General features: G+C 62.3%; 10 protein-coding genes. All 10 read right to left on the bottom strand.

The window, feature by feature from the left end:
- Positions 1-67: 67 nt before the first annotated feature.
- A complete protein-coding gene (locus EI969_RS21010) occupies positions 68-1,519 on the bottom strand; it encodes an NAD-dependent succinate-semialdehyde dehydrogenase (protein ID WP_160389465.1) in 1,452 nt (483 codons plus the stop codon).
- Between the two features lie 184 nt (positions 1,520-1,703).
- Positions 1,704-2,189: a flavin reductase family protein gene (locus EI969_RS21005; RefSeq protein ID WP_160389464.1), complete on the bottom strand. Its 486-nt coding sequence runs from the start codon at positions 2,187-2,189 to the stop codon at positions 1,704-1,706.
- A 12-nt stretch (positions 2,190-2,201) separates the two neighbouring features.
- Complete coding sequence (locus EI969_RS21000) at positions 2,202-3,683, bottom strand: aldehyde dehydrogenase (protein WP_160389463.1); 1,482 nt, start codon at positions 3,681-3,683, stop codon at positions 2,202-2,204.
- Positions 3,680-4,513 (bottom strand): alpha/beta fold hydrolase, encoded by an 834-nt coding sequence (locus tag EI969_RS20995; RefSeq protein ID WP_160389462.1) that lies wholly within the window; start codon positions 4,511-4,513, stop codon positions 3,680-3,682. Before EI969_RS20995 ends, EI969_RS21000 begins: the two co-directional genes overlap by 4 nt.
- 44 nt (positions 4,514-4,557) lie before the next feature.
- Positions 4,558-5,148 carry an amino acid synthesis family protein gene (locus EI969_RS20990; RefSeq protein ID WP_007978708.1) on the bottom strand — a complete coding sequence of 197 codons (591 nt, stop codon included), beginning with the start codon at positions 5,146-5,148 and terminating at the stop codon, positions 4,558-4,560.
- A 446-nt stretch (positions 5,149-5,594) separates the two neighbouring features.
- The gene (locus tag EI969_RS20985; RefSeq protein WP_178120766.1) at positions 5,595-5,903 is read right to left on the bottom strand and encodes a DUF6124 family protein; all 309 of its coding nucleotides are present in this window, start codon (positions 5,901-5,903) and stop codon (positions 5,595-5,597) included.
- Between the two features lie 575 nt (positions 5,904-6,478).
- Positions 6,479-7,576: a type VI secretion system protein TssA gene (gene tssA / locus EI969_RS20980; protein WP_160389461.1), complete on the bottom strand. Its 1,098-nt coding sequence runs from the start codon at positions 7,574-7,576 to the stop codon at positions 6,479-6,481.
- Between the two features lie 94 nt (positions 7,577-7,670).
- Complete coding sequence (locus EI969_RS20975) at positions 7,671-8,189, bottom strand: type VI secretion system tube protein Hcp (protein WP_160389460.1); 519 nt, start codon at positions 8,187-8,189, stop codon at positions 7,671-7,673.
- A 163-nt stretch (positions 8,190-8,352) separates the two neighbouring features.
- Positions 8,353-10,827: a type VI secretion system membrane subunit TssM gene (gene tssM, locus EI969_RS20970; RefSeq protein ID WP_160389459.1), complete on the bottom strand. Its 2,475-nt coding sequence runs from the start codon at positions 10,825-10,827 to the stop codon at positions 8,353-8,355.
- Positions 10,824-11,750: a type VI secretion system-associated protein TagF gene (gene tagF, locus EI969_RS20965; RefSeq protein WP_160389458.1), complete on the bottom strand. Its 927-nt coding sequence runs from the start codon at positions 11,748-11,750 to the stop codon at positions 10,824-10,826. The genes tssM and tagF overlap by 4 nt, the downstream gene beginning before the upstream one ends.
- Between the last annotated feature and the right edge of the window lie 12 nt (positions 11,751-11,762).

The following is an 11,762-nucleotide window of genomic DNA, read 5'->3' as shown; positions in this document are numbered from 1 at the left end:
CCGGCTTGCTGGCGATGGCGTCCTTGAACACGCCATCGCCAGCAAGCCGGCTCCTACAGGTATTCATTCACAGCCCGCCCATCAAGGTGTACTTGAGTTCCAGGTAATCCTCGATGCCGTACTTCGACCCTTCACGGCCCAGCCCCGAGGACTTGATGCCGCCAAACGGAGCGACTTCGGTGGAAATCAGCCCTTCGTTGATCCCGACCATGCCGTACTCCAGCGCCTCGCTCATGCGCCAGGCGCGGCCCAGGTCGCGGGTGTAGCAGTAGGCGGCGAGGCCGAATTCGGTGTCGTTGGCCATTTCGATGGCCTGGGCTTCGCTGTCGAAGCGGAACACGGCGGCCAACGGACCAAAGGTTTCATCCCGCGAGACTTTCATCTGCGTGGTGACGCCTGTGAGCACGGTCGGCTGGAAGAAGCCGTTGCCCAGCGCATGGCGTTCGCCGCCGCACAGCAGTCGGGCGCCGTGGGCGAGGGCGTCTTGCACGTGGTCTTCGACCTTGGCCACGGCGCGCTCGTTGATCAGCGGTCCTTGGGTGACGCCATCATCGAAACCGCTGCCGACCTTGAGCTGCGAAACCCGCTCGGCCAAACGCGTAACAAAGGCGTCGTGGATGCCGTCCTGCACCAGGAAGCGGTTGACGCAGACGCAGGTCTGCCCGGCATTGCGGAATTTGGCGATCAGCGCGCCGTCAACGGCACGCTCCAGATCGGCGTCATCGAAGACGATGAACGGCGCGTTGCCGCCCAATTCCAGCGAGACTTTTTTCAGGGTCGGCGCGCATTGGGCCATCAGCAACTTGCCGATGGCGGTCGAGCCGGTGAACGACAGTTTGCGCACCTGCGGGCTGGCGGTCAGCTCGGCGCCTATGGCGATGGCATCGCCGGTAATCACGTTGAAGATGCCCGGCGGAATGCCGGCCTGTTCCGCCAGCGCGGCCATGGCCAGTGCCGAAAACGGCGTTTCCGGCGCCGGTTTGACGATGCACGGGCAGCCGGCGGCGAGCGCCGGGCCGGCCTTGCGGGTGATCATCGCCGCCGGGAAGTTCCACGGGGTGATGGCCGCGACCACGCCTATCGGCTCCTTGCTGACGACGATGCGCGCATCGCCCTTGTGGCTGGGAATGGTGTCGCCGTAGATGCGCTTGGCCTCTTCGGCGAACCACTCGATGAAGCTCGCGGCGTAGAGGATTTCGCCCTTGGCTTCGGCCAGTGGCTTGCCTTGTTCGAGGGTGAGGATCTCGGCCAGGGCGTCGGCGTTTTCCAGCATCAGGGCATGCCAGCGTTTGAGCGTATTGCTGCGTTCCTTGGCGGTCAGTGCGCGCCAGGCCGGCCAGGCCTTGTTGGCGGCGTCGATGGCCAGGCGCGCGTGCTCGGCACCGAGGTTCGGCACCCGGCCGATCAACTCGCCGGTGGCCGGGTTGAAGATGTCCTGACAGGCGCCATCCGGCGCGTCCAGCCATTGGCCATTGATGTAGGCCTGCTGGCGGAACAGTAACGAAGCTGCTGGGCTCATGCCGGCTCCTGGAAAGAATGAAAATTCATCTGTCTGTGCAGTACCTGTGGGAGCGAGCTTGCTCCGGGCGGCGTTCCGACGATAGCGGTGTATCAGTCGACATACATGTTGAATGTCAGTCCGTCATCGCGAGCAAGCTCGCTCCCACAAGGGATTGTTTCCCACAGGGGATTGTGTAGATCCATCAGGCCAGGTTGGGCAACGGCCCCAGCTTGCCTTTGTGATAGATCATCGGCGTCACCGGTTGCGCGGGCAGGATCAGGTTCTTCACCGCGCCGACGATGATCGCGTGATCGCCGCCGTCGTATTCGCGCCACAGTTCGCACTCGATGATCGCCGTGGCCTTGGCGAGGATCGGGTTACCCAGATCGCTCAAATGCCACTCGATGCCTTTGGCCTTGTCCTTGCCTTTGCCGGCGAAGGCATAGGCTTCGGCGGTCTGCTCGGCGGACAGCAAATGAATCGCGAACTGCTTGCTGTCGCGCAGCACCGGGTAGGTGTCGGAGCCGTAGTTGGGGCAGAACAGCACCAGTGCCGGGTCGATCGACAGCGCACTGAAGGCGCTGGCGGTGATGCCGACGATGCCGCCGTCCGGGTCCAGGGTGGTGACCACCGTGACCCCGGAGGGGAACGAGCTCATCACGTCTTTGTAAATGCCGGGTTCGATCATTTTCCAGGACTCCTAGCGCATCACGAAGGGATCAGGCATCGGTGCCTGGGACAGGTTGATCCACACCGTTTTCAGCTCGGTGTAGGCCAGCACCGAATCGATGCCGCTTTCGCGTCCATAGCCGCTGTTCTTGAAGCCGCCGATCGGCGCCATGGCCGAGACCGCGCGGTAGGTGTTGACCCAGATGATCCCCGAACGCACGTCCCGGGCCAGGCGATGGGCGCGGCCGAGGTCGCGGGTCCAGATGCCGGCGGCGAGGCCGAACTGCGAGTCGTTGGCGATCGCCAGCGCTTCGGCTTCGTCCTTGAAACGGATGACCGAAGCCACCGGACCAAACACTTCTTCCTGCATGATCTTCATCGAGTTGCGGTCGCACTCGAACAGCGTCGGCTCGTAGAACCAGCCGTCGCCCAGATTCTCCGGACGCTTGCCGCCCAGGCGCAGGCGCGCACCTTCGGCAATCGCGTCGGCGACCAGGCCTTCGACCACGGCCAGTTGTTGCGCGGTGGCCATCGGGCCCATTTCGCTGCTGTCTTCCTGCGGGTTGCCGATGCGGATGCGCTGGGCGCGTTCCACCAGACGGCCGACGAACTCGTCGTAGATCTCGTCCTGCACCAGCAGGCGCGAACCGGACACGCAGCTCTGCCCGGAGGCGGCATAGATCCCGGCGATGGCGCCGTTGATCGCACTGTCGAGGTCGGCGTCGGCGAAAATGATGTTCGGCGATTTGCCGCCCAGTTCCAGCGACAGCTTGGCGAAGTTCTCCGCACTGCTGCGCACCACATGCCGCGCCGTGGCCGCACCGCCGGTGAAGGCGATCTTGCGGATCAGCGGATGGCGGGTGAGGGCGGCGCCGGTGCTCGGGCCGTAGCCGGTGACGACGTTGACCACCCCCGGCGGAATCCCGGCTTCCAGCGCCAGGCGCGCCAGTTCGAGAATGGTCGCCGAAGCGTGCTCGGACGGCTTGATCACGATGGTGTTGCCCGCCGCGAGGGCCGGGGCCAGTTTGATCGCCGTCAGGTACAGCGGGCTGTTCCACGGAATGATCGCGGCGACCACGCCCATGGCCTCGTGCACGGTGTAGGCAAACAGGTCCGGCTTGTCCAGCGGCAGGGTGCCGCCTTCGAGCTTGTCGGCCAGGCCTGCGGTGTAGTGGAAGAACTCCGGCAGATAGCCGACCTGGCCACGGGTTTCGCGGATCAGCTTGCCGTTGTCGCGGCTTTCCAGCTGCGCCAGTTGTTCCTTGTTCTCGGCGATCAGGTCGCCCAGGCGTCGCAGCAATTTGCCGCGCGCGGTGGCGGTCAAGCCGCGCCAGGCCGGGCTGTCGAAAGCGGTTTGCGCAGCCTGTACGGCGCGCTCGACATCGGCTTCGTCGGCATCGGGCAGTTCCGCCCAAGGCTCGGCCAACGCCGGGTTGAGGCTTTCGAAGGTCTTGCCGGACAGGGCATCGACCCATTCACCGCCGATGCACATCTGGAAGCGTGCGAGTGTCATGCAACGATCCCCTTGATCTGGTTTTGTTGGGAGTGCGCGGCCTGCAGAAACTCCAGCAACAGCTGGTTGACCAGGCGTGGCGATTCTACGGGCATCATATGCCGTTGCTCGGCGAGCACGGCAACGGTCGCGCCGGGAATGCGTTCGGCCAGTTGCCTGGCCATTTCCGGAGTCGAGCCGGGGTCCAGTTCGCCAGTGGCGATCAGCGTCGGCACCCGGATGCTGGCCAGGTCGTCGGCGCGGTACATGTCCTGGGTGGCGAACAGTTCGTAAGTGGTCAGGTAACCCTGCGGGTCATTACCGGCCAGGGTCTGGCGAATCGCGGCGATCTGCGCCGGGTTCGCGGCCTGGTATTCACGGCTGAACCAGCGCGACAGCGCCGCTTCGGCGTTGGCATCCGGCCCGTGTTCGGCAGCCTGGCTGGTGCGGGCGATGACCCCGGCGCGCTGTTCGGCGCTGCGGTTGAACACGCTGTTGAGCACCACCAGGCCTTCCAGGCGTTGCGGGTAGTGCAGGGCAAACGCCCGCGCCACCAGCCCGCCCATGGAAAAGCCGATCACCGTTGCCTTGGGCAATTGCAGGTGGTCGAGCAGCTCCAGCAACTGGTCGGCATAACCGAGCAGCGGCGTGCCGCTCTCAGGGCGCGGACTGGCGCCATGGCCGAGCATGTCGTAGGCGATGACGCGATAGTTCGTGGCCAGGCCAACGATCTGGCCGCCCCACATTTCTTTGTTCAGGCCCACGCCGTGGATCAAGACCACGGGCTGGCCTTGGCCGGTCGCCAGGTAACTGGTGCCAGCCGGGGTGAGTTCAGCGGTGAGCCGAATCATGGAGCGCTCCTGCAATGCCTTCTTGTTGTCGTTCTGCTGGGCGGTTACTGGGCTTTTTCGGCGGCCAGTTCTTCCAGGTCGATGTAGCGGTTGCCGATGCGCGGGTGCAGGCGGCCGCCGTCGGCGCAACCCAGGACCACGACGATTTCGTCGGCACGCGGTGCGTCTTCGATCTGCATTTCCAGGGTGATGTAGTGCGAGCGCAGGCCTTCGTCGTCCTTGTGCATCATCGGGATCTGGATCGAAGTGCCCGGGCCGCCGCGCTTGTTGGTGAAGCTCAGGTAGCTCTTGGCCTTGACCGCTTCACGGTAATGGTTGCCGAAGCGCAGGGTGTGGATCACCGCCGAAGCGTGCTCGATTTCGCCATCGGCGCCGACCACCGCAGCCTTGCCATAAGCCTCGATCTTCTCGGCACCGCCAATGATGCCCACCAGGCGCTCGACCATCAGCGCGCCGAGGTCGGAGCAGTTGGCGCGGATCTGTGGTTTCAGGTCTTCGACGAAACCGTTGCCCAGCCAGGGGTTTTTCATCACCACGGCCAGACCGACCATGGTCACGGGCTTATCGGTGGCTTTGCCGCCTTCAATAAAGGTTTCTTCGACATAGCTGACGATCTTGCGGATTTCGAAACTCATGAGCTGCTCCGTAGGAGGTTTTGGGTGTCTGTGCGTCTGATGGTATACCATAATACCGATGACGCAAGTCCCCGAACGGAGTTTCTGGCTGGATGGCAGGTAAAAGTTCGCGCAGCGGGTAGCAGCGGACAAGCGGCGGGCACGGGTTTACGCCGGGTGGGGGGATATGCTGTTGAGGAGGGGGCGAACGCTATATCTGTGGCGAGGGAGCTTGCTCCCGTTGGACTGCGCAGCAGTCCTTTTTTTGGTTCTTCACGGAATCCCGGGGAACTGTAGGAGCCGGCTTGCTGGCGATGGTCGTTAACGATAACGCGTGAAAACTGGATAAACGCACTGCACTTGAGTCCATCGCCACGATGCGGCGACCCGACAAGCCAGCTCCTACAGGTGTTGCGTTATCTGCCTTTCCCGGGATTGCGTGAAGAACCCAAAAATGCCCTCGCCCGCTACTGCGGATCTACCTGATCCAGCACTCGGTTCACCGACAACTCTGCCAAGGCAATCATCTGTTGAATCCCCAGCGCCAAATTGCATTTTGGGCCAGAAAGGATAAACGCCAGTTCACTGGCCATGACACTGGCTGAAGCAAGGGTTTCACAGGCGTGAACCAGAAGGGTTTCATTGTTGACGTTGGGGGCGATGGTGAAGATTGGGCTTGGACGTCGCGTGGCCGCTGCAGGCTTGCGGGATGAGTGTTCGGAATCGGAGTCGATCTGACCGTCCGTTTCAGGGGGATTCGGAGTTGGTTTTATCATTGTGAAGCTCCTATGAAGTGAGCCTCTCCCCATCCGCTACCACGCAAAATAGGGAGACGGCTGTACACAGGGTGGTAGACCGGTCATAGGAACCCGGCAGGCCGAAGCCTCCCATGCACAGCCGCCACAAAGCAGCCAGCACAAAAAAACGCCCTGAGGCGTTCTGGGTCTATGAAGAAACCGGGCTACCACACCCGTTCGCTGAATTGGCAGCGACGGGACGAAGGTTAGCGAGATGGGTTTTGAAGTGCAACTCGATTACTCAAAGAGTTGCTTCACGAGCACTTGCTGGTCGCCCGGGGAGGACTATGTAGTGCTCTTCTGTGCGAGCCTGCTCGCGATGGTCGTTAACGATAACGCGTGAAAACTGGATAAACGCACTGCACTTGAGTCCATCGCCGGCAAGCCGGCTCCTACAGTTTCTCGGTAATCCGTGATGAACCTTTTTTTTGGGGGGGGGCCGCTTCGCGCCCCAGCGGGACGGTGCGGCGATCCGACAAGCTCCCTCGCCACAGGTTATCTATTGATCTTTCAAGGTGGGCTAGAAGGAAGGGGATGGCGTTACCTGATGGCCATCAGGACTTCGCGTCCTTCGTCCCCAGCACATCACGAATGTTGTCCACCACATTGCTGTCCTTGATCACATCATTCAGCCAACCCTCGAGCGGCATGTTGCCCCATTTGATCGCGCGTTCGATCAGGTAGGGCACGGGGCTCTGGGGTTCGGTCTGCTTGAAGAATTGCGCGATGCCCGCCAGCAGGGTGAACGCCTCGTCGCGGGTTTGCGGGGTGGTGCGCAGTGGTGTGACGGGAGTGTCTTGCCGGGTCTGGGTCATTGCCGCACCTGCAGGTTGTGCGCCGGCGCTTTCGGCGACGGTCGGGGTGGGGGCGACAGGGGCCGGGTGCAGTTCGATGCCGCGGTCCTTGAGCAGTTTCTCGGCCAGTTGGCCGGCGCGGGACAACACGTCATGGAGCCCGGCGAAGCTTGGCGCGTCATGGCCGAACAGCCTGTCGGCGGTGCTCTGCAGTTGTTGGCATGCATTGAGACTGGCGGCAATTTCGCCGGCCTTGAGGCGCAGGTGGTCGGAGTCGGTCAGCACCACCGAACGCTGGAACACCTCGGCGTTGATCTTGCCTTCGTCGAGGGCGGCGCGCATGGCCTGGGGGTTCTGCAAACCAAGGTTTTCGATGTGCCGGGATTCGTCGTAACGCAGCAGGCCGTACTGCTGGCCCTGGGTGATGGGCAGTCCGCCCACGACATCCGCCAGGGTCGTTTTCATCCACGCCAGGCGGGCAGCGCGTTCATCGACCCCATCCTCGAGGGAAGGGAAGAGGCCGGCCCAGAAATTGTCCAGTAGGCGTTCGGCCAGGGTCAGGCCGAAGGTGATGCCGGTGAAATGGTACTTGTGCGCCAGGGCTTCGCTGAGCCAGGCGACGAGCATCAAGTCCTTGCTCTGTCGAGCCAGGCCCTGGGCTGCCAGGGTGAGGGTCAGATCCCAGTCGGAGGACTTCAGATCGGTTTGCCAGTCACCCTGGGTCAAATAATCGGGGTCTGCTCGCCGTGCTTCTTTCACCTGATCGAACAAGGTGGAAAAGCTCAGGTCTTCGCCGCTCCCCTCATTGATGGGCGCGGTCAGTTCGGCCAGCGAAAGGTCGTTGAGAAATTCAGACATGGGAAACTCTGATCAGACTAAAAGAACACCGCGCCCGCCGGGCAGGCACGGTGCCGAAAACGAGCCGCGTGCGCGGCCCGTCATTACCACGGTGTTATGCGAAAACCTTGTTCGCGGTGCGATCCCAACCACCGGTGACGTTACCGCCGCCCTGGCCATCGGCACGGCTCTGCTGGGTGTAGGTGGTCTTGATGCGAGCGAAGTTGAAGCTGATTTCTTCGATCGGCAGATCGCCTACGGCCTTGTCTTCACCGCTCTGGTTGCCGCCAGCGAGCGCTTTCACGGACGACACCACGACTTCTTCCAGGTTGATGGTCAGGTAGGTCACCTTGTCGCCACCGGCGCGGTTCACGTTCAACTGGATCTTGGAGATGTGCTTGCCATTGCAGCAGTGTTCGAACAGCTTGGCCGAAGCCTTGTCCACGGCTTTGCGGATCTTGAAGTCGCTCAACGCAACACGCTCCGACGAAGCGCCGCCCGAAGAGCTGGCCGTCGCGGAAGTCGCTTGGGTTGCGCCGTACTCGTAGCCCAGCACTTCGATCCAATCCTTGTGTTTGTCGTCCAGAACTTCACCTGGAATGCCGTCGATCTGGATGTATGCGTCAAATGCCATTTCTATATTCTCCTTACCTTCATTTAAAGGGATGTCACCTGCGAGCAGGTCACAGCCCTTCGTTTTAACCTCTTTGAATCGATCAACAGAGGTGTCTTATGCCAGCCCGGGCCTCTCGTCGAGATGACCCGGATGCCGGTATTTCTTCACAGCGCGCGCAGGCTCAGTTGAGTGCGCGCACTTCGATTTCTACCCGCCGGTTAGGTTCCAGGCAGTGGATCAACTGGGCCCTGGGTTGCTGCATGTCGCACTTGACCAAGGGCTTGTTGCTGCCTTCGCCGATGGCTTCCACCAGCTCGCCGGGTACGCCTTTGCCCACCAGGTAGGTCTTGATGGTTTGCGCCCGCTGTTTCGAAACCTGCAGGTTGCCCTGCGGGTCGCCGAGTTGGTCGGCGTGCCCGGCGATGATGATCTTGCCGATGTTGGGGGTGCTGAGCAGCTTGCCGGCGATCGCGCTGAGCTGGCTTTGACCTTCAGTCTTGAGGCTCTGGAAGTCCGCACGGGCGAAAGCGAACAAGGTGTCCGACTCCAGCGTGATGGTTTCGATCGAGCGCAACGATTGGGTCAGCAGGCTGTTGATGTAGTTGCGCGAGCTGGAGATCAGGAACGCGTTGTCGAGGATCCGTGGCACGTCTGGCTGGTGGATCTGATCGCTGTAGAAATTGATCTGGCGGCTGGCGAACTCATAGTCCGCGGCGGCGACACTGGCGTTGCCGACCTGGCGGGCAATCGCCGGGTACCAGTAATCCGGGATTTTCGCTTTCAGGAACGCAGGGTCGGCCTTTTCCCGCTGGGCACGCGAGAGCATGACGTAGGTGTCCAGCGTCGCCTTGCCGAAAGCGGCGATGGACTGCGCCCGGTTGTCGTTCGGCAGGGCCTTGGGTTCGACGCTGTCCACGCCGGTCACCGGCATCAGTTCCTTGGCATTGCGCTGATAGACCTTGAGGGTGGTCAGCAAATACAACGAGCGGGTCAGGTTGTCGGCGGTGGGCTTGAGCATCACACTTTCCAGGCGCTCGAAATAGCGGCTGCGCACCAGCGGCTCCACCTTGTGGCCCTGATAGAGGCCCAGGCGCATGCGCAACGGCACACCTTGGTCGTGGTGATGCGCATAGTAATCGGCAGTCCAGAAGCGCAGGCGGTCCAGGGTTTGCCAGGCGGTGTACTGGCCGGTGGCGGCGCGGTCATCGGCGGCCGCTTGGGTCAACTCTGTCGACAGACTCTGCAAGGTGTTTTTGTTGTTCGCATACGACCAGCCCAACAGGCTGCACAGCACTACGGCGACCAGTCCGACACCGCCGATCCAGGCCGCCCGACGGCGACGCTCACGGTGGTTGGTGGTGTACAGCGCCACCAGGTGCTGGTCGGGAATGATGACCTTGCGGAACAGACTGTTGATGAACAACGGGTGCGGTTGCGCGTTGCCGTTGGCGATCTCCCGATCGCCTTCCAGGGAGAAGCGCTCTGTCACCTGGCGCGCGTGGCCACCCAGTTCCGGCTGGTCGGCATCGAGGGCGCTGGTGAAATAGAAGCCGCGCAGCAGTTCGGCACTTTGATAGGGATTGGCGCGCAACAGGGCATCGACGAACAGTTGCAGCCGTGGCTTGAGCGCCGCCAGTTCCAGCGGGAACCGATACACCGCCGAATCCTGCCGGGTGATCTGGATGTCTTGCGAGACCAGCTGCTGGCTCGCCACCTGTTGCCAGTAGCTGACCAGCTCGTCCATCGCAACGCCAAAGCGCTGCGCCCAGTCGGCCTGTTCATAGCCTTTGTGGGAGAAGGTCTTGCCCATCACTTCGCCACGGGCGGTTTCGTCCAGTTGACGATAGAAGGGTGCGAAACCCGGCACCAGGTCGCACTTGGTGAACACCAGGTACACCGGCAGGCGCACTTCCAGCAGGGCATGGGTTTCCTGGATGCGTTCGCGCAGGCGCTTGGCGATGCGCTCCTGATCGTCGAGCGAGGTTTGCAGGATGTCGTGGATGCTGACGGTGACGATCAGGCCGTTGAGTGGCCGGCGCTGGCGATGCTGGCGCAGCAGTTGCAGGAATGCGCGCCATTTGCCGGCCTCTTCCTGGTTGTTCATGTAGCGCCCGGCGGTATCCAGCAGGACCGCTTCAGAGCTGAAGAACCAGTCACAGTTGCGCGTGCCACCCAGACCTGCGACCCGCACACCCTCGCGCTCGGCATAGGGGAAATTGAGGCCCGACTGGTAGAGCATGGTGCTCTTGCCCGCCGCCGGCTGCCCGACCACCAGGTACCAGGGCAGGGCGTACAGCGCATCCTTGGGGTTGCTGCCCCGGGGCTTGTTGCTGTGCAGGCGTTCGATGCTCTGCAACAGGCGCTCGCGCAACAGGCTGACTTCCTCGCGGTCTGCCGGGCTCGCGTTCAACACGGCCTGGTCGGCATCGTCGCGCAGCAGCCCTTCGAGGTTGTGATGCCGGGACACGCCCCGATAAAGCAGCAGCACGTAGCCGGCGGACAGCACCAGGAACACCCCGATGCCGGTCAGCAGGCTGTTGAGCGAACTGAAGTCGAACGCGCGTCCGATGCCCCACACCACGAAGATCGTGAGGAAAAAGCACACCCCGAGAATGTAGGGCTGATAGCGCAAGAAGTAATACTTGATCTTGTTCATACGGACTTCGAATCCAGGGCATCGACAAAACGGTCGATAACGTCACCCAGCGGGCGGTCGATTTCGGGAAAGGCGTGGTTGCGGTGGTGCTCGTCGAAGGCATCGAAGGACGCCAGCACGTCATAGCTCTGCGAGCGCTCATGGATGCCGGTCAGCAGGCGATAGGCAGCGCTGGTATTGCGTGAGGCAAAGCAGATCAGCCGGGGACGCATGAAGTCGTCCGCCAGCAGGCTGATCTGCGGCACGGCGCGCTCCGGGGTCATGTGTGTCAGCCAGGTGACCCACAAGTCTGCGGTCGGGTTTTTCAAGCCTCTTTCCGCTGGCAAGGGCAGGGCGATGCCGATCGGCGTTGCGTGATCCAGATGCCTCTTGAGTGCCTGAAGGCGCGTCAGTACGGCATTGGTGACGAACTCCGGGTAGGTGCCCTGGAGCGCGCAAGCGATATCGCGCAGGTTGAAGTTCACCAGGAACTTGTCATGCACGCGCCGGAACAATTCGAAGTCCTGTCCTTGCAGCGGGCGCAGGGCCTTGATGCGTTCGAACAGCACCGAAGTGCTTTCACCCTGGACGGCCATGTGCAGCAACGGCCGGATCTGCCCGCTGAACAGTTCGCCGAGGGTGAACGGATTGACCAGAGGCTCGGCTTCGCTGGCCTTGAGCGTCTGGAAAATGAAGAACGGATAGCGCCGGCCACTCGAGTCCCTCGAGCTGATCAGCCCGCCCAGCAACCAGTTGCCGCTGCGTGCGCGGTAGCTGAAAAAACACAGCGGCAACCCGTCGAACAGATCGCGCCAGTCTTCGCGATGCTGCAGAGCGGCGAGCGCCCCTTGCAGCCAGCCGTCGAACTCGCAGACGTCGTCGCCCGCACCTTTCAGGCTGACGAAGTCCGGGCTCGCGGGCACCTTGCCGAAGCAGCCGATCATTGGCCGTAACCC

The sequence above is a fragment of the Pseudomonas sp. PB101 genome (assembly GCF_009764265.1).
In the GTDB taxonomy this organism is placed as follows: domain Bacteria; phylum Pseudomonadota; class Gammaproteobacteria; order Pseudomonadales; family Pseudomonadaceae; genus Aquipseudomonas.
The sequence above is the reverse complement of the archived record's forward strand: the minus strand, read 5'-3'. Positions and strand labels throughout refer to the sequence as shown.